Origin of the sequence: Geoalkalibacter subterraneus (assembly GCF_000827125.1) — a bacterium.
Taxonomy (GTDB): Bacteria; Desulfobacterota; Desulfuromonadia; order Desulfuromonadales; family Geoalkalibacteraceae; genus Geoalkalibacter_A; species Geoalkalibacter_A subterraneus.
This window is the reverse complement of sequence record NZ_CP010311.1, coordinates 3,382,027-3,400,948: the sequence shown is the minus strand read 5'-3', so window position 1 is coordinate 3,400,948 and position 18,922 is coordinate 3,382,027. Positions and strand designations below refer to the sequence as shown.

Below are 18,922 nucleotides of genomic sequence, written 5' to 3'. Positions count from 1 at the left end.
TCTTTCGCCCTGAACCTGAACAATGAGCGTTCGAACGCGAACACGAACATCGGGTTCCGCCCCGCTCTCGAAGATAGCCAGAAGTCGGCGCCTTAAGGGGCACCGTCCAGCGCACTTTCGAAAGGACCCGTGACCCCTCGGCCAAGCGCCGAAAAACATGAACAGGCCAGGGCGAGACAGTATCCCAAAGGGAGACCCTTCGCCCTGGCCGCAAATAAAGGGCCGCCAGGAATGGCAAAAACCTACAAGCACCTTTTCCCGGAAATTATCACCTTCGAGTCGCTCTACCAGGCGTGGCTGCGCGTTGTCAGGGGCAGGCGCATGCAGGGCGATGTGTTGGCTTTTGAGAGTAATCTGGAATCTCACCTGATCGAGATCCAGAACAGCCTGGTCTGGAAAAGCTACCGCACCGGACCATACCGCACCTTTCGCATCTTTGAGCCCAAGGAGCGCATCGTTGCCGCCCTGCCGCTAAAAGACCGCATTGTGCAACACGCCCTGGTCGCCGCCATCGAGCCGATCTGGGAAAATCGCTTCATCCGTGATACCTACGCCTGCCGTCCAGGCAAGGGAGCGCACGCCGGGGCCGACCGCGCCCAGGCCTTCATGCGCGAGGTCAAGCGCGAGTACGGCTGCATCTATGTGCTCAAGGCCGATATCACCAAATACTTCCCCAGCATCGCCCACAAGGTACTCAAGGCGCAGCTTCGACGGCGCATCGCCTGCGCCGACACCCTGTGGCTCATCGACGAGATCGTCGACAGCACCGCCGATCCGCACGACCCCTTTCCGCGCGGCGTCCCCATCGGCAACCTGACGAGCCAGCTCTTCGCCAACGTCTACCTGCACGACCTCGACCAGTTCGCCAAGCACGAGCTTCGCGAGGGCAGATATCTAAGATACATGGACGATTTCTGCGTCATCCACCACGCCAAGGCCCACCTGCACGCCGTGCGCAAAATCATCGAGGCCTTCCTCTGGGACACGCTCGCCCTGCGCACCAACGGCAAGACGCAAGTCTACCCCGTCTCCATCGGCGGCGGCAGGCCCCTCGACTTTCTCGGCTACCGCATCTGGCCCACCCACCGAAAACTCAGAAAAGACAGCGTGCGCCGCATGAAGCGCAAACTGCGCAGCATCCAGCGACGAAAGGCCGAAGGCCTCCCCGTGCGCGACAACATCGAAGCGGTGATCGCATCGTGGGAGGGGCACGCGCGGCATGCCGATACGTTTAATTTGCGGGGGAAACTGCTAGCCTTTAAAGGCGAGATTTAAGTGTATTGAAGCGGGTTTTTGTTTCGCGAAGCATACCCACAAAGCAAGGAGGATGCCAGACGAATTTTGGGCTTGTTGTTTTTGGTGCCAAATCAAGCGTCAATTGGTGCCAAATCAAGCGTCGCGTTACAACAGAGAAGAAAATCAAAAGTTGTTACGTAAGTTGTTACGTCAAAGACAGTCTAACAAAAAAGGCTCACAGCGTTATGCTGTAAGCCTTTGATTTTACTGGTGCCCAGGGACAGAATCGAACTGCCGACACGAGGATTTTCAGTCCTCTGCTCTACCGACTGAGCTACCTGGGCAAGTGAGCCCATGTATATACGGCAAAGGATCGGGGCTGTCAAGGCAAAAAATCCTCGCAGCGAAAACAGTCGTGGGCGGTGCATGGGCTTGCGGTGATCAGATAAGCAGGAGGGCTGTATTCCCTAACTGGTTGTTCTGCCTTGAGATTGCCAAAGCCCCAGGCTTTGGTAAGATCAATATCGACATAGTGTATGGATATTTTCAAGGGCTTTTTCTGGTGAGCAAAGAGAGGTTGTGTAATGAGTGAAAAGCAGCAGAGACGCCTGATTGCCGTATCCAACCGCCTTCCCATCGCCGTCGACCGGGATGACCAGGGGCAGTGGCAGCTGACGGCGGGGGCCGGCGGCCTGGTTACGGCCCTTGCGCCAGTGCTTAAGCATCATCAAGGAATGTGGATCGGCTGGCCCGGCTGCGGCGAAGAGGCACCGCTGGACTCTCTCCTGGAAGGTTTTGCCGACAAGCAGGGTTATTCCCTTGCCACCGTTCCTCTGTCTCAGGAGGAGGTTCGGGAATATTACGAAGGTTTCTCCAACATGACGCTGTGGCCCCTGTTTCACGACCTGCTCGGCCACTGCCAGTTCAACCCCGACCACTGGCGCACCTACGTTGAGGTTAATCGCCGCTTTGCCGATGTGACCGCCGGAACGGTGGGTGACAACGACCTTATCTGGGTGCAGGATTACCAGCTCACCCTGATGGGAGTGCGGCTGCGGGAACTCAAAGTGAAAAATCCCCTGGCGTTCTTTCTTCATATCCCGTTTCCGGCTCCCGATATGTTCCGGCGCCTGCCGTGGAAGAACGAAATCATGCAGGGGCTGCTCAGCTACGACCTGGTGGGGTTTCAGACGCTACGCGACCGCCGTAACTTCGTGCAGTGCGTCCGCGAGATGATTCCCAACATGAAGGCCGATATCCGCCGTCGGACTTCGACCCTGCACGAGGACGGACGCTCGGTGAAGGTGGGGCATTTCCCCATCAGCATCGATTTCAACGAATTCAACCGGCAGGCGCGCAGCAAAGAGGTCGCCGATGCCGCCTGGTACCTGCATGAAAAGTTGTCCCGCCGACAACTGGTGCTGGGGGTGGATCGGCTCGACTACACCAAGGGGATTCCGGAGCGGATTCTGGCGTTTGAACGGCTGCTTGAAAAATATCCCGAGCTGCACCGCAACATCACTTTGTTGCAGGTGGTGGTGCCCAGCCGCACCCAGGTGCCTGAATACCAGAAGCTCAAAGAAGAACTCGATCAGCTGGCCGGGCGTATCAATGCCCAGTACGGTGAACCGGGCTGGGTGCCGATCCATTACATCTTCCGCTCCCTGCCACGCGAGCAGCTGCTGGCCCATTACCGTGCAGCGGAGATCGCCCTGATCACCCCTCTGCGCGACGGCATGAACCTGGTGGCCAAGGAATACTGCGCGGCATCCGTGGACGGCAACGGGGTGCTGATCCTGAGTGAGTTTGCCGGTGCGGCGGAGCAACTCGGCCGTGCGGCCCTGCTGGTCAACCCCTATGATATCGACGGCACCGCCGACGCCATCCATCGCGCCTATCACATGGGGGCGGAAGAACGGCGCGACCGCATGCGCCGCCTGCGCGCGTCGGTGCAGCGCAATAACGTGCATCGCTGGGTGCGCCATTTCATTGATTCATTGTGAAAAGTGTCATCTTTTACCGTTCCGTATGAGGTCGCAACGTCCATGACAAGGGTGTTTGGCGCCAGGGAGGGCGCCAATCAAACGGCCAGGGATGGCGAAAAGTGTCCCTTGTCATGGACGTTGCGACCTCATGCGGCAAGCAGTGGTGCAGGAATTTTTCCAATTTGTACTTGCGTTGCAGCCGCGTTGGAGTTAAATTCGAAAAAATCATTCAACAACCGGGGTTGTCACGTGCGTTTCGCTCCCGCTTTCTTTTTCGGCTTTTTCTTTTGGACCGGCTTTTATTTTCAGCCGTCTGCCTAGGGGAAAGGTCTGATTTGAGCGCATTCTGACAATCAGCCGGATTCAAACCATGGGCAGACTCAACCGGGTCTCCCATGGTTTTTCCTTGTCACATTCAGATCAGGACAGGCCGCCGGGAGCACCGGGCGGCCTGTCGTCGTTACGGGCATTTCGCCTCCAACCCTGACCTGAGTGGAAAGGAAACAACACAATGATCATCGTCATGAAAAAAGGGGCCGGTAAAAGTGAACTGGCCGAGGTCAAAAAACGCATCCAGGCATTGGGGTACAAACCCCACGTCATCCATGGTGAAACCCGCAACGTGATTGGCGCCGTGGGCGATGAGCGGGGCAAGGAGATTCTGCAGCAGATCGAATCCATGCCCGGAGTTGAAAATGTCGTGCCGATTCTCAAACCCTACAAGCTGGCCAGCCGGGAAGTCCGCCCCGAGCCGAGCGCGGTCGAGATCGCTCCCGGTTTGAGCGTTGGTGGAGACGAGTTGATCGTCATGGCCGGTCCCTGTTCGGTGGAGAGCGAAGAGCAGATTCTTGAAACGGCCCATGCCGTCAAAGCGGCCGGCGCCAAGGTGCTGCGCGGTGGGGCGTTCAAACCGCGTACCAGCCCCTATTCCTTCCAGGGGATGGAAGAGGACGGCCTCAAGCTGCTGGCGTTGGCGCGGGAGGCAACCGGGCTGCCTATCGTCACCGAGGTGGTCAATCCCCGTGATGTGGAGCTGGTGGGGCGCTATGCCGACATTATGCAGGTCGGTGCGCGCAACATCCAGAACTTCGCCCTGCTCAAGATGCTGGGGCAGCTCGGCAAGCCGGTGCTGCTCAAGCGCGGCATGGCCTCCACCGTCCAGGAATTCCTGATGAGTGCCGAATACATCCTGTCCGAGGGCAACCAGCGGGTCATTCTGTGCGAGCGCGGCATCCGCACCTTCGAGACCGCTACCCGCAACACCCTCGATATTTCAGCGGTGCCGGTTCTCAAGGAACAGACCCATCTGCCGGTTCTCATCGACCCGTCCCATGCTACCGGTCACGCTTCACTGGTCCCCTCCATGTGCTATGCCGCAGTGGCGGCCGGTGCCGACGGCCTGATTGTCGAAGTTCATCCTCATCCCGAAACCGCCGCCAGCGATGGTCCTCAATCCCTGCGACCGGCCGATTTTGCCGCGATGATGAAAAAACTGGCTGAATTCGCCAAAGTGGCGGGCAAGAAGCTGTAATCATTCCGGGACAAGAGCGAGACGCGCCCGGCGGGGCGTCTCGCTCCGCCGCAGATGGCACCTGTTGCTGTCAGGCCGCGGACCATAAACTACGGACAACGGACAGACAAATGTTTTTTATTCCCCTGAATAAGGTCGAAAGTGTCGAACTGGTCATTCACGCTCTGCGGGTGGCCGGAGGCGAGGCGGATTGCACGAGCTGCCCGGCGCGGCGGGTCTGCATGAAGCAGTGCCTGGGAATTGCCGAATCCATTCAGCGCATGGCGGACGATGGCACTCTGCCCCGACTCGATCCGCCCCAGGAACAGGACGCGGAGCAAAAGGATTCCCCTTCCGAGGACAAACAGAAGCCGGCTTCCGATGACCCGGCGTCCCACCTCAAGGTCATCAAGTAGGAAGTCGCTGGCCGAAGGCCCTTTTCCGGCCATGATTTCACGGGGAATTCTTCCCGGTTGAGCGAGGGCTCAACGGCGTTGACACTGTGATGTAAACATTCTAAACTTCTGCACTTCCGGCGGACCCTGCCCGTTTCGGCGGGCCCGGCGAGATCGGCGTCTCCGGCAGTCTGCCAGCCCTGACGCCAGAAAACGAGGTTATGAGATGAAAGTTCTGATTACCGATGAGATTTCCCCGGAAGGGTTGCAGCCTCTTCAGGAAGATCCCCGCATTCAAGTTGATGTCAAGCTCGGGCTGGCCGTGGAGGAGTTGCACCGCATTATCGGCGACTACGAGGCGATCATCACCCGCAGCGGCACCCGGGTCGATTCCGCCCTGATCCGGCATGCAAAAAATCTCAAGATCATCGCCCGTGCCGGGGTCGGCATCGACAACGTGGAAGTCGATGCCGCCAGCAAGCAGGGGATCATTGTCGTCAATGCACCTTACGGCAACGTCAATTCCGCCGCTGAGCACACCATGGCGCTGCTGCTGTCGCTGTGCCGCAACATTACCCAGGCCAACCCCAGCCTCAAAAGCGGCGAATGGAAGCGCGCACCCTTCACCGGGCACGAACTCAAGGGGCGCACCCTCGGCATCATCGGCCTCGGCAAGGTCGGCGGCCGTGTCGCCCTGCGCGCCAAGGCCTTTGAGATGGAGGTGCTGACCTATGACCCCTACATTTCGGAAAAACGGGCGGAGGATTTCGGCGTCAAGCTTGTCTCTCTCGAAGATATCGTGCGTTATGCCGATGTTATCTCCGTTCATACCCCTTTGAACGATGAAACCCGCGGCATGATCGGCGCCGAACATTTCGAGGGGATGAAAAACGGCGTGATTGTTGTTAACTGCGCTCGCGGAGGCATCATCGACGAAGCGGCGATGCTTGATGCGCTGGACAGCGGACGCGTCACCGGCGCGGCGTTTGATGTCTGGAGTGAGGAGCCGCCGACCAGTGACGTGCTGCGCCGCCTGATCGGCCACGAACGCATGGTGGTCACCCCGCATCTGGGAGCCAATACCTTTGAAGCGCAGAAAAACGTGGCGGTGGACGTCAGCCGCGAGATTATCCACTATCTCGATGGCCGTCCCATGGAAAACGCGGTCAACATCCCGCGCTTCGATCCCGACCTGATGGAGCACATGCGCCCCTTTATCGGCCTGATCAGCCAGATGGGAGAATTTCTCAGTCAGCTTGCGCCCGCCAACCCGGAAAAAATCACGTTCTCCTATTACGGCAAGATCGCACGCTACGACTGTGCCCCTCTCACCGTTGCCGGACTGGCGGCTTTGCTCAACCGGGCGACCGAAACTGAAGTCAATATGGTCAACGCACGACTGGTGGCGCGCAACATGGGAATTGCAATCGAGGAGACACGCACGACGGAAGCGGAATCCTTCTCGGATATGATCTCTCTGTCGGTTCAGACGCCGGAAGGGCAGCGCAGCATGGCGGGCACCCTGTTCGAGGGCAAGCCGAAAATTGTCAAGATGCGCGATTTCCAGACCGATTTTACCCCCGAGCCGTATATGCTCGTTATGAACTACGAAGACCGCCCCGGGTTGATTGGCAAGATCGGGACGATTCTTGGTGCCGAAGGAGTGAATATCGGCAACATGAACCTGGGGCGCCGCGCCAAAGCCGGCGAGGCGATGGTGGTGCTTTCCATTGATTCTCCCGCATCTGACGAGGTGCTGGAGCAGTTGGCCGCAGCCATCGATGCGCGCTTCCTCAAGCAGGTCCATATGACCCAGGCTGAAACGGACTGATTTACACACGCTATTTTTTAACAGGCGGCTTGCCCTTTCGCAGGCCGCTTTTTTTTACTCATTTTTGGTGAAGCGCCGTTTTTCTCATCAAACCTGGTTTTCCCTCCCTGTATACCCCAGATTTCATTTGTAACGCCCCAGGTTCCTGATTTTACGTTTATTTTTGATAAATCTTTTTACCTTGGGTAAAAATTCCTGTTGACAATTTTTACCATTTTCGCTATACCGGCCCGATAATAGAATATAGTTTTATTATTGCAGGGAGGAACGCTTGAATGAGACGGTCCTTTCTTCCATGCATTCGCGTGTCATCGCATCACTGACTTTAATTTATAGGATATGTTTTCCTTTTCCGCCGGGGCGCTCGGATTGTTGTTGATGAGGCCGTTCGCGCCGGTGCTCTTTTGTCGCGTTCTGGGATTTTGCCCGTCGCGCGCCATTTAATTCTCAAAATCTCAGAGGATGGCTGCAATGTCCAAAAAAGCGATTAAACCATCATTGGAAAATCCTTTCGAGCCGGCCGAAGTGGTCGAGTTCAACATCCCGGGAGAAATTTCCGGCGCCACCGGGCCTTATGAAGAGGCGATGCGTGAAGGCCATGAGCTGATTCAGCGCCCGATCAAGTCGGTCGCCATCGGCCAGATTGAAAAGCAGCACTTCAAGAAGCGCATGACCGTATGGGAGCGCATCAAGGTGCTGACCGAGAATGAACCCAATGTGCTGTTTCAGAACTGGGGCAAGAATCTCGACGGAGCGTCCCTGGTCACTGCGATTCTCAATATCAACGGCCGCGATGTCGCCCTTTATGGCCATGATTTCACCGTGCGCGCCGGGTCCATTGACGCCACCAACGGCAAGAAGCTGGCGCGCCTTTTTCAGATGTGCGGTGAGAAGGGGATTCCTCTGATCGGCATGAACGATTCGGCCGGGGCTTTTGTTCCCGCCGGCGTCGGCGGTCTTGACGGATACGCCGAGGCCTTCACCGCCCTGCGCAAGATCAGCGGCGTGGTTCCCTCCATCATGTGCATGTTCGGCTTCAATGCCGGCGGCGGCAGTTACCTGCCGCGCCAGGGCAGCTTCCTGATCCAGCCCAATGACACCTTTTTCGGCCTCACCGGGCCCGGCGTCGTCAAATCGGTATTGGGTGAGGACATCACCCCCGAAGAGCTGGGCGGTCCCAAGGTGCATGGTCAGTCGGGTGTCGTCGATCTGACCGTCAATGACGAAGTGGCGGCCCTGCGCACCGCCGTGCGCCTGCTGAGCTACCTGCCCGACAACAACAGCGTTGCGCCGCAATACCAGCCCACCAGTGATCCGTTGGAGCGCAAAACCTGGGAGATCAATACGCTGCTCAAGAAAGCGTTCAATTCGCCCACCGGCTTCAATACCCCCTTTGACGTCTCGCTGATCATCCAGCAGGTGTGTGACCACGGCGACTATTTCGAAGTTCAGCCAGAGCGGGCCCGCGAGGCGGTCACCGCCTTCGGGCGTCTGGGCGGCAACGTGGTCGGTTTCGTGGCCAACAATTCGGCGGTCGGCTCCGGTCAGATCGACTGCGACTCCGCCAACAAGATCGCGCGCTTTGTGCGGTTCTGCAATATCTACAACATCCCGCTGATTTTCATGGAAGACACCACCGGCTTCCTGCCGGGTCGCGAGCAGGAAACGCGTGGCATCGTCCAGGCCGGGCGCTCAATGCTCGATGCGATCATCGACGTGCGCACACCGCGCATCCTGTTGATTCTGCGTAATGCCTTCGGCGGCGCCTATGCCTCCTACAACAACTATCCCACCGGCGCCGACCTGGTGCTGGCGCTTCCCACGACGCGTCTGGCGGTTATGGGCCCGGCGGGTAAGGAGTTTGTTTACAAGGGCGAACTGCGCAAGCTGCGCGGCGCGGTGCCCGGCATGATCAAAGAGGGGGTAAAAACCCGCGTTTCAGCTGGAATGGACGGTGACGAAGCCAAGAAGGATGCGGAACAAGAGGCGGCCGACTGGCTCAAGGCCAAGGAGGCTGAACTTAATATGCGCTACGAGAAAGAGTTGATGAACCCGAAAGAGGGGCTTGCCCTGGGGTCGATCTCCTCGCTGGTGATGCCGACCGACCTGCGCAAGGTGCTCGGCGAGAATATGCAGTTCCTGCTGCGTCATTACAAGCCCGGCCCCTGGCAGGGCGTGCAGCGCGAATTCCACTAAGCATTTCTTAGAGGCATGAATTGTGAAAGCTAATCAAGGCTTTGATTTGGAGATCAGACCCATGGCACAGACTGTTGATTATTACACAAACAATCCGCTGATCCACCGCGACCGCCGCCTGAGCCGGTCATCATCCGAGTGGGTCCGCTCCTTTTCCTGCGAAGACCTCAAACCGCTCATCGTCTGCCGCGGACCGATCCGCAAGGAGGCGATGGACGTCTACCAGGAGATGGGGATTACCCATTTCGGCATCCTGCTGTCGGAAAAAGACTCCATTGTCTATCCCAATGCGCTGGCGCCGGAGCTGCGCATGATGCCCAACCCCGATCACGTGCATCGGGTGCCCGACTACACCGGGGCCACCAAGGAAGAGCGCGTCGAGCGCATTCATCAGATCATTCAGATCGCCAAGGACAACGGCTACGATTCGATTTTCGCCGGCTACGGCTTCATGGCCGAGGATGAAGAATTCGTCGGTGCTATTGAAAAGGCCGGCCTCAAGTTCATCGGTCCCAACGCCCGCACACAGGCCAGCGCCGGCAAGAAAGACGAAGCCAAGCGCACCGCCCTCAAGGTCGGCGTCAGCGTCACGCCCGGCATCGACAATGTCACCGCCCGCACCCTGGTCAAAAAGCACCCCAGCCGCCAGGCGCTGGTGGCGCTGGTGGATGCTGAAGGGCTCGACTGCGATCCTAAAGTGCTCAAGGATGAAAGCCTTTCCCTGGAAGACCTGGCCGACCATATCCTGATGGCCTCCTACCAGAAGGGGATCGACCTGTTCTCCATTGAGGAGTTGTCCGCCCAGGTGCAGGCAGAAGTCACGGAGATGTTCAAAAACTATCCCCGTGCCCGGGTGCGCCTCAAGGCGATCGGCGGCGGCGGTGGCAAGGGGCAGCGCATTCTCGGCGGCTCTCTTTTGACGATCAAGGAGCCAACTGATGAGCAGATCGCCAAGGCAGCAGCCGATGCTCCCGGCCTGGTGCGCGAAGTGCTCAACGAAGTCAAGGCTAATGCGGTCGGCGACAACAAGAACGTGTTGATCGAGCTGAATATCGAGCAGACCCGCCACAACGAAATTCAGCTGCTCGGTAACGGCGAGTGGTGTGTTTCTCTCGGTGGGCGTGACTGCTCCCTGCAGATGCATGAGCAGAAGCTGCTTGAAATTTCAGTGACCCAGGAAGGGCTTGCCGCGGCCATTGAAAAGGCCCGCTCGGAAGGTCGCGATGCGGAAGCAAAGGCCCTGGAGACCGATCTGGAAGTGCTCAAGCGCATGGAAGAGCAGTCGGCGCGCTTCGGGCAGGCGGTCGGGCTGGATTCGGCTTCGACCTTCGAGTGCATCGTCGACCGCGATCGCCATTATTTCATGGAGGTCAACACCCGCATCCAGGTGGAGCACCGCGTGACCGAGCTGTGCTACAGCCTCAAGTTCACCAATCCCGACGATGAGAACGATTACTTTATTGTTGAATCGCTGGTGGAAGCCATGGCGCTGCTGGCCCGCCACAAGGAGCGGCTGCCCAAGCCCGAGCGCATCCTGCGCTTCAATGCCGGGGTGGAAGCGCGCCTCAACGCGACCGATGCCTCTCTCTCGCCTCACGCCGGCGGCATGATCCGTTACTGGTCTAAGCCTATTGAGGGTGAAATCCGTGACGATCAGGGGATCTGCCTGGTCAATCCCGACACCGGTATGTTCATGAACTACCGCGTTGCCGGTGCCTATGACTCCAATATCGCCCTGCTGCTGACCAAAGGAGAGGATCGCCTCGACAGCTTCCTCAAATTGTCAGAGGTTCTGTGCCGTACCACTCTGCGCGGCACCGACCTGGCCACCAATCTGGAATTCCACTACGGGCTGGTCAACTGGTTCATCGGCCAGAATGTCATGGCCAAGCCGACCACCCGGTTCGTGGTGCCCTATCTGACCCTGGTCGGCACGCTCAAGGAAGAAGCCAACAAAATCGATCCGGTCTTTGCCTTTCTGGAGATGAAGAAGCATTACGGTCGTATGATGGCGGAGTGCTGCGCCGATGACCCCGATGCCCTCAAGACCATGTCCGAGGTGCTTGATCGCAAGGGCACCCTGTTGACACGGCCTATCGAGCGGCTCCTTGACGATCCGCATCTGCTGTCCGGCTGGCTGAGCCTCAACCGCAAGAACCACAGCATCGAGAACGGCAAGGTGGTGTGGCTGCGCAACCCGCTGGTCATCCTTGAGGAGACTTATAACTACCTCAACATGAACTACCGCGAACACGAACCGGCGGCTGAAATCATCTGGGATCATGACGATGCTCTGCTCAAGCGTGCCCTGCGCTTCTATGCCGCCCTGCGCGAGAAGTTCGGCCTGGAGAAGGATAACTACTTCAAGCTTGATGAAATCCTGAAGCAGGACAGCGCTCCGCAAGGGTTCAGCGAGGAAGAGTGGCAGCAGGTTCAGGCGTCCCATTTCGGCTTCGAGGCCGGCAATGAAATCCTCGGCATTCTGTTCCTGATTGCCGAAAATACCAGCTTCTACGACTTCCGCGTGGAAGAAGATCTCGAGGTCACCATACCCGATTACCTGACCGATCCCGACCTGCAGGCGCGCATGAAGAAGGTTCTGGCTCCGCCGCCGGCGACTAAGGACGACGAGATCGTAGCCATGTGTGGCGGTATGTACTACGCCCAGGAAGCACCTGGCCTGCCTGCCTTTGTCAGCGAAGGGATGCATTTTGAAAAAGGCCAGCCGCTCTATATCATCGAGGTCATGAAGATGTTCAACACGGTACGGGCGCAGTTCTCCGGCACCATCGACAAAATCCTGGTGGAAGGCGGCGACGGCACCATCGTCAAGAAGGGCCAGCCGCTGTTCAAGGTGACGCCGGACGAGAAGTTCGATGAAATCGATCCCAAGCAGATCGAGCGCGAGCGGCGTACACGCACCAGTGAATATCTCAAGGGCGTTCTGTAGACGATAGCTGGTTTCAGCCCAGCAGGACCGGGAAAAACACAAAGCCCCCCGCAACGAATGTTTGCGGGGGGCTTTGTGTTATCAGGTTAAAAAATGAAATTCGATGGGCCGCGCAGTCTGTCGGCAGGGCAGGGGTGCCCAAGTGACCCCTAAGCGGCGACGTAGTTGTAATCGTCACCTTCAACGCACTCGCTTTGTGCTTCAAGGAACGAATTCTGCTGGCTGTCCTTAACGATTTCAACCAGACCGTGATTGACTGACCATACGGTTCCGCAAATGCCGCACTCGACGATGTCCTCGTAGAATCCATCGGCATGAAGATCGAGTTCATTCTGTTGGTAAGTTTTGCAGACGGGGCATTTCATGACCCATACTCCTTTCAGGTGTGTTCGCGATAAGGCTTATATGCTCTATTATAGGATCAAAATTTTTTAAAGCAAGGGGGGGGAATTTCAAAAACATAAATAAAACAAGGTGTTACGGTGGTTTCTGTTTTGCGTGGTAGACCGATGGTTTAATTCGGAAAGATGAGGCTTAAGCGGAGGAGCGATAAAAAAGCGCTGAAACTCCCTGAATCACATGAAATTGTGTTGATGTTGGAAATAGACCATCATTTGAAAAATGAGGGAGAAAAAAAAAGCAAAAAAAAGAAAAAAATCGAAAAAACTTTTCAGATTCCGATCTCAAAACTCTGTATTGGCATAAAATTCAAGGGAAAAGAGTCTTCTGGCGGGGTGCAGGGGCGAGGCGGTGCCTCGCCCAGGGCGACCCGGCGGGTCGCCCCTACGAAAGAAACAGGGGCAGGGTGCAGGCCGGAATCAAACCGCGCGCCTCGGCTCGCCCAAGGATTTCGGAAACGGCCTGTTCGCCTTCGCAGCCAAGGTTGAGGGAGAAGTCGTTGACGTAGAGCTCAATGTGATTGTCGATCACCTCGTCCTCAAGCTCCTGGGCGTGCTGCCGGATGTAGGAGCGGGCTTCTCCGGGGTGGGCGTAGGCGTAGACCAGGCTGTCGTGAACCGCCTGGTCGAGCTTGCCGATCAGTTCCGGACCGAGATCGCGGCGGGCAAGGATTCCGCCGAGCGGAATCGGCAATCCGCTGGTCTTCTCCCACCAGTCTCCCAGGTCAAGGATCTTCCGCAGGCCGTGCTTTGCATAGGTGAAGCGGGATTCGTGGATGATGACACCCGCATCCACCTCTCCTGAGCAGACCGCCGGCATGATCTGGTCGAAACGCATGACGACGACATTGTCAAACCCTTCGCCGTAAAGCTGCAGCAACAGGTTGGCGGTGGTGAGCAGGCCGGGGATGGCGATGCGTTTTCCGCGCAGATCGTCCATATTGGCCGGTTCGGCGGCAATGACCAGCGGTCCGCAGCCGCGCCCCAGCGCGCCGCCGCTGCGCAGCAGGGCGTAGTTTTCGCGCAGGTGTCCCAGGGCGTGGTAGCTGATTTTGGTCAGATCGAGCACCGCGTTGCGGGCAAGCTGATTGAGTGTTTCCACGTCTTCGAGCCGCTCCCGGATTTGAACGCCGGGGATGGCCACATGCCCATGCACCAGGGCATGGAAGATAAAGGTGTCGTTGGGGCAGGGGGAGTAACCCAGGGTCAGTATCTTCATGGGGACGGCTCCTGGCGGGAGATTTGCGCGATGAGGCTGTTGCAGGCTTCCTCGGCGGCCGAACAGGCAACCGGCAGGTCCCAGGCGGCCGGATCGCGGTCGCCGGTCCAATTGGAGATGCCGCGAATTTCCACCAGGTCGATTCCGAAGCGGCGGCAGACCAGCGCGATGGCGGAACCTTCCATGTTTTCGCACAGGGCGCCGGTTCGATGCCAGATTTTATCGCTGTCTTCCCGGTTTCCCGAGCCGGTGGAGACCGTGACGACTGGGCCGCTGCGCCATTGACCGCGGCGCCGGGAACATGTGGCGGAGAGAGCGCTGCCAGCCCTGCTTAGCCAGGCTTTGGATAATGCCAAACGGTTGAAAAGGGGAGGGACCTGCCCCTCGAGCAGCGGCAGTCCGAGTTTTTCAAGATCCATGAAAGATTCACGGGTTGCGACACCTTCGTCCCCGCATATCTCCTCCGTGGCCAGCACCAGGTCGCCAAGCGCCAGCTCTGCCTGGGGGAAAGCTCCCGCGCAGCCGAAGTTGATGACCAGTTCGGGGCGGTAGGTCATCAGCGCAGCGGTACAGGCCGACGCCGCATTGGCCTTGCCGACTCCAGTGAGAACCAGAACGAGTTCCTGCCCTTTGACCTCGCCGCGAAAAGCGTAGAAACCTCCGGGCAGTTCCGGGCGCCGCGGCAGTGCGGAGCGCCAGAAGGAAGTTTCAACAGAGGTCGCGGCTAGAAGCAGAATCATGGTCAATGATCAACAGAAGAGAAAGGTGACGGACTGTGAAATCGGATCCGGAGCGGCAGCGAAAATTGGAATTCAGTTGTGATACCAGCCGCTGCGAATCAGATCGCGGCGCAATTCTGCCCCCGCGTTGCGAACGATGCCGTGATACCAGAACCGTTCGTGCTGGTTCCCTTCCGGTGGGGCATGGGCAAGGCGCTTGCGGCGGTCGGTGAGGATCTTTTTGAAACGTTCATCGGTTTCGCCGATGATGTCGATAATCTTCTCCCGTTGAACCTCCGGCGATTCGTCGATGACATACTGGATCATGTCGCGCAGCTGGAGTCCCTGCTGATATTCCCAGAGATCCCCGGTAAATCCGCCCTCGCACTCGAGAACGAAGTCGTTCCAGTCGAACAGCAGGTTGCCGAAATCGTCCTCGGCAAACTCGGCGTATTCTTCGTGCCGCAGCAGAATCCCCTCGATAATGTCCTGATCGCGTTTAGACAGGAAAAAACTCAGGCTTTCCTCTACCGGGTACATGTCGAGATCTTCGGTCAGATCGCGGCAGAAATGGACATAATCGAGCGCTTTCTCGTCGAGTTCACGCAGCGGCTTGGGTAGATGCTCCCGCGGATGCCACAGCAGCGACAGGTGATCATGACCGAAATCGGTCGGGAACAGCAGCTCGGGGTCGTGCTGCAGGCCGAGGCGGGAAAACAGGTCCATCACCCGCAGGTGGTTGCCGGTGAAGCAGGTGATGACTTTCTCCTCGGAATAAAACAGCTCCATCCCCTCGCGATTGTTGGCCAGTCCGAAACCGACGAATCCATCATGGACCAGGCGCGGCAGGTACGGTGTGACCATCTCGATGACCTCCGTCACCGGCATATAGGGGGAGTAGAAAATAGTCGGCAGGGGGCGGTCAGTACTGTCCGCAGGGCGGGTTGAGCCGACCTGGTCCTCGTAGAATTCCAGGATAAAGAAGGCTTCGTCCCCGAGAAAACGCGCGAACTCGTGAAACAGGGACGCGACACGCGAGGCGTTCAGCACCGCATGGAAGCGAAACGCATCACGGGAATTTTCCAGCAGGTGGTAGGTATAGCCCTCCTGCTGCGGTGTTTTGCGGCCGGTGAGGGCGTCACTCCAGGGTTGGAAGCCGACGGGGTACTCAAAAGAGTTAAGTTCTTGCTGAGGGTCTTTCATGAACTCCTGCGTTCTCAGCGCGCCATGCAGATGCGGCGCGGAAATGGCTCTGAAGCACATGGACTGCAGCGCTTCAGGCATGAAAAAGATAAGAGATTTGGCGCTGTAAGTCAACCTTAAGCCTGTGCGGGCTCTAACCTGGAGAAAGGGGGGATGGAAATGAAGCCTGACAGCGGTCCGAAGTTAAGTATTGAAAAAATGGGGTTTATTATTGATAAATCTTTTTATTCCCAATAAAAATAGCTGTTGACAATTTTTACCATTTCCGCTATACCGGGCCACAAATAAAAAAGGGTTTTATTTGTGGGGCAACGACTATGGATTACAATATCGGTGAAAAAATCAAAAAATTGCGAAAAGCGCGCAAACTTACCCTGCAGCAGGTGGCCAACGAAACGGGCTTTTCCCCTGCGCTGATTTCGCAGATCGAAAACAACAATGTCTCGCCCCCCATTGCGACCCTGTCGAAGATCGCCCGTTTTTTCGATGTCAAAATGGGCCTGTTCTTCGATGAGGAAGAGGTTGAGAGCAAATTCGAGGTGGTGCGCCGCGGCGAACGCCGCGTGGTGTCGCGCGTCATCAGCAAGGCCGGCACCGGCCATGGATACACCTACGAGGCCCTCTCTTTCCGCAAGCGCAACAAGAAGATGGAACCCTTCATGCTGACCGTCAAGGAACGCGCCGCCGAGGAGAACCTCTACAGCCACGAGGGCGAGGAGTTCCTGCTGATCCTCAAAGGACAGGCCGAACTGATCCTCGACGAGCAGCGCATCGAACTCGATGAAGGCGACGCGGTTTATTTTGATTCCGACGTCCGCCACCGGCTGCTGGCTGCCGAGGGCAGCGAGGTGGAAGTGCTGGCGGTGGTGACGCGATAAAGGTCTTTTCGCCACCAGGACGCGAAGACACCAAGAAAATCAAAAAGAATTTCCCCTCCCCCAGCGGGGGAGGGTCAGGGTGGGGGCTGTTGGGGCCGCAGCTCAAGCTCCCCCCTCCCAACCTCCCCCCGCTGGGGGGAGGGGCGAAACTCCGCGTCTCTCCGTTAAGATTTTTGACTTTCTTAGCGCTCTTAGCGTCTTCGTGGCTAAACTATTCCCCGCAACCCCAATAACGAGGTTTCCGAGATGAGTTTTTACGAGAAGAAAACCCTGAGCGATTGGGAAGCTCAGGCGAAGAAGGAGAAGAAGACCGACGACCTGTCCGATTTCAAATGGGACACCCCTGAAGGGATCACGGTCAAGCCCCTTTATACCATGGCTGACCTGGAAAAGCTCGAAGCGCCTGATTCCCTGCCGGGCCTGCCCCCTTACGTGCGCGGCCCCATGGCGACCATGTACGCCGGCCGCCCCTGGACGGTACGACAGTACGCCGGCTTCTCCACCGCCGAGGAATCCAACGCCTTCTACCGCCGCAACCTCGCCGCCGGCCAGCAGGGGCTGTCGGTGGCCTTCGACCTGGCCACCCATCGCGGTTACGACTCGGACCATCCGCGCGTCGAGGGCGATGTGGGCAAGGCCGGGGTGGCCATCGATTCGGTGGAGGATATGAAGATCCTCTTCGACGGCATCCCGCTTGACCAGGTGTCGGTGTCGATGACCATGAACGGCGCGGTGCTGCCCATCATGGCCAACTACATCGTCGCCGCCGAGGAGCAGGGCGTCTCCCAGGAGAAACTCTCCGGCACCATCCAGAATGACATCCTCAAAGAATTCATGGTGCGCAACACCTACATCTACCCGCCCGAGCCCTCCATGCGCATCGTGGCCGACATCATCGAGTACACCTCGAAGCACATGCCGCGCTTCAACTCCATCTCCATCTCCGGCTACCACATTCAGGAAGCCGGCGCCAACAACGTGCTGGAGCTGGCCTTCACCCTGAGCGACGGCCTCGAGTATGTCAAGTCGGCTCTTGACCGCGGGCTCGACATCGACTCCTTCGCGCCGCGGCTGTCGTTTTTCTTCGGCATCGGCATGAACTTCTTCATGGAAGCGGCCAAGCTGCGCGCCGCGCGCTTCCTGTGGTCGGAGCTGATGAGCCGCTTCAACCCGAAGAACCCCAAATCCTCCATGCTGCGCACCCACTGCCAGACCTCGGGCTGGTCGCTGACCGAGCAGGATCCCTACAACAACGTCATCCGCACCACTCTCGAGGCGCTGGCGGCGGTGCTGGGCGGCACCCAGTCGCTGCATACCAACGCTCTCGACGAGGCGATCGCCCTGCCGACCGACCACAGCGCGCGCATCGCCCGCAACACCCAGCTGGTGATCCAGGAGGAGACCGGAATCACCAACGTGGTCGATCCCCTCGGCGGCTCCTACTATGTGGAATCGCTGACCGCATCGCTGATCGACGAAGCCCGCGTGATCCTCAAGGAGATCGAGGACCTGGGGGGCATGACCAAGGCCATCGAATCGGGGATGCCCAAGCTGCGCATTGAAGAATCGGCGGCGCGCAAGCAGGCGGCCATCGACTCGGGGCGCGACGTGATCGTCGGCGTCAACAAGTACAAGGTGGACAAGGAATCGCCCATCGAAACCCTCGACGTGGACAACGCCGCAGTGCGCGAATCACAGATCCGGCGGCTGGAGAAGATCCGCTCCACGCGCGATGAGGATGCCTGCCGCAAGGCCCTTGACGCCATCACCCGCGCCTGCGAGAGTGATAAGGAGAATCTGCTCGGGCTGTGCGTGGAGGCGGCCCGCCATCGTGCCACCGTGGGAGAGATTTCCGACGCCATGGAAAAGGTCTTTGGTCGCCACCGCGCCGAGATCAAACTCGTTTCGGGAGCTTATGGAGAAGTGGTGCAGAACGACAAGGATTTCGAAGCGGTGAAAAAGGCCGTCGAGGCCTTCACCGAAAAGGAGGGGCGCCGTCCCCGCATCCTGATCGCCAAGATGGGGCAGGACGGTCATGACCGCGGCGCCAAGGTGGTGGCTTCTGCCTACGCTGATGCCGGTTTCGACGTCGATGTCGGCCCCCTGTTCCAGACTCCGGAAGAGGCGGCCAGGATGGCGGTGGAAAACGATGTCCACGTGGTTGGCGTATCGAGCCTCGCCGCCGGGCACAAGACTCTGGTGCCGCAGCTGGTGGCGGAATTGAAAAAACTCGGTGCGGACGATATCGCCGTGGTCTGCGGCGGCGTGATTCCGCGCGCCGACTATGACATGCTGTTTGCCGCCGGGGCAGCCAAGATTTTCGGCCCCGGTACGCCGATCTCCGTCTCGGCGGTTCAGACCCTGGAAGCCATCGAAGAAAAGCGCCGCTGAGCAAACGGGGT

13 protein-coding genes and 1 tRNA gene are annotated in these 18,922 nt (G+C 58.2%); 9 read left to right on the top strand and 5 right to left on the bottom strand.

All coding sequences use genetic code 11. The annotated features are described in order from the left end of the window. Positions 1-129: 129 nt before the first annotated feature. The gene (locus GSUB_RS15970) at positions 130-1,275 is read left to right on the top strand and encodes an RNA-directed DNA polymerase (RefSeq protein ID WP_200890159.1); all 1,146 of its coding nucleotides are present in this window, start codon (positions 130-132) and stop codon (positions 1,273-1,275) included. A 229-nt stretch (positions 1,276-1,504) separates the two neighbouring features. Here the strand turns inward: GSUB_RS15970 and GSUB_RS15965 are convergent. Then, positions 1,505-1,580 (bottom strand) — tRNA-Phe (locus GSUB_RS15965). A 240-nt stretch (positions 1,581-1,820) separates the two neighbouring features. Here GSUB_RS15965 and GSUB_RS15955 point away from each other — a divergent pair. The 6 genes from GSUB_RS15955 to GSUB_RS15930 all read left to right on the top strand — a co-directional run bounded on the left by GSUB_RS15955 (position 1,821) and on the right by GSUB_RS15930 (position 12,103). Then, positions 1,821-3,239: an alpha,alpha-trehalose-phosphate synthase (UDP-forming) gene (locus GSUB_RS15955; RefSeq protein WP_040201723.1), complete on the top strand. Its 1,419-nt coding sequence runs from the start codon at positions 1,821-1,823 to the stop codon at positions 3,237-3,239. A 493-nt stretch (positions 3,240-3,732) separates the two neighbouring features. Further along, positions 3,733-4,752, top strand: a complete 1,020-nt coding sequence (gene aroF, locus GSUB_RS15950; protein ID WP_040201721.1) for a 3-deoxy-7-phosphoheptulonate synthase — start codon at positions 3,733-3,735, stop codon at positions 4,750-4,752. Between the two features lie 110 nt (positions 4,753-4,862). Beyond that, complete coding sequence (locus tag GSUB_RS15945) at positions 4,863-5,147, top strand: hypothetical protein (protein ID WP_052465009.1); 285 nt, start codon at positions 4,863-4,865, stop codon at positions 5,145-5,147. Positions 5,148-5,352: 205 nt separating this feature from the next. After that, positions 5,353-6,957, top strand: coding sequence for a phosphoglycerate dehydrogenase (serA, locus tag GSUB_RS15940; RefSeq protein WP_040201719.1), 1,605 nt, complete (start codon positions 5,353-5,355; stop codon positions 6,955-6,957). 471 nt (positions 6,958-7,428) lie between these two features. Then, complete coding sequence (locus tag GSUB_RS15935; protein WP_040201717.1) at positions 7,429-9,153, top strand: acyl-CoA carboxylase subunit beta; 1,725 nt, start codon at positions 7,429-7,431, stop codon at positions 9,151-9,153. 61 nt (positions 9,154-9,214) lie between these two features. Then, the gene (locus GSUB_RS15930; protein ID WP_040201716.1) at positions 9,215-12,103 is read left to right on the top strand and encodes an ATP-binding protein; all 2,889 of its coding nucleotides are present in this window, start codon (positions 9,215-9,217) and stop codon (positions 12,101-12,103) included. A gap of 149 nt (positions 12,104-12,252) precedes the next feature. Here GSUB_RS15930 and GSUB_RS15925 read toward each other — a convergent pair whose 3' ends face one another. The 4 genes from GSUB_RS15925 to GSUB_RS15910 form a co-directional block, all read right to left on the bottom strand. Continuing rightward, positions 12,253-12,468, bottom strand: a complete 216-nt coding sequence (locus GSUB_RS15925; RefSeq protein WP_040201714.1) for a hypothetical protein — start codon at positions 12,466-12,468, stop codon at positions 12,253-12,255. A 418-nt stretch (positions 12,469-12,886) separates the two neighbouring features. Further along, entirely contained in the window at positions 12,887-13,720 is an 834-nt protein-coding gene (locus GSUB_RS15920) for a menaquinone biosynthesis family protein (protein WP_040201713.1), read from the bottom strand. Beyond that, positions 13,717-14,460: a futalosine hydrolase gene (gene mqnB / locus GSUB_RS15915; protein ID WP_052465008.1), complete on the bottom strand. Its 744-nt coding sequence runs from the start codon at positions 14,458-14,460 to the stop codon at positions 13,717-13,719. Before mqnB ends, GSUB_RS15920 begins: the two co-directional genes overlap by 4 nt. A gap of 72 nt (positions 14,461-14,532) precedes the next feature. Then, entirely contained in the window at positions 14,533-15,642 is a 1,110-nt protein-coding gene (locus tag GSUB_RS15910) for a hypothetical protein (RefSeq protein ID WP_158414106.1), read from the bottom strand. A gap of 317 nt (positions 15,643-15,959) precedes the next feature. On the opposite strand from GSUB_RS15910, the gene GSUB_RS15905 reads away from it, so the two are divergent. Then, positions 15,960-16,520, top strand: coding sequence for a helix-turn-helix domain-containing protein (locus GSUB_RS15905; RefSeq protein ID WP_040201711.1), 561 nt, complete (start codon positions 15,960-15,962; stop codon positions 16,518-16,520). A gap of 246 nt (positions 16,521-16,766) precedes the next feature. Beyond that, the gene (scpA, locus tag GSUB_RS15900; RefSeq protein WP_040201710.1) at positions 16,767-18,911 is read left to right on the top strand and encodes a methylmalonyl-CoA mutase; all 2,145 of its coding nucleotides are present in this window, start codon (positions 16,767-16,769) and stop codon (positions 18,909-18,911) included. The last annotated feature ends 11 nt before the right edge of the window (positions 18,912-18,922 follow it).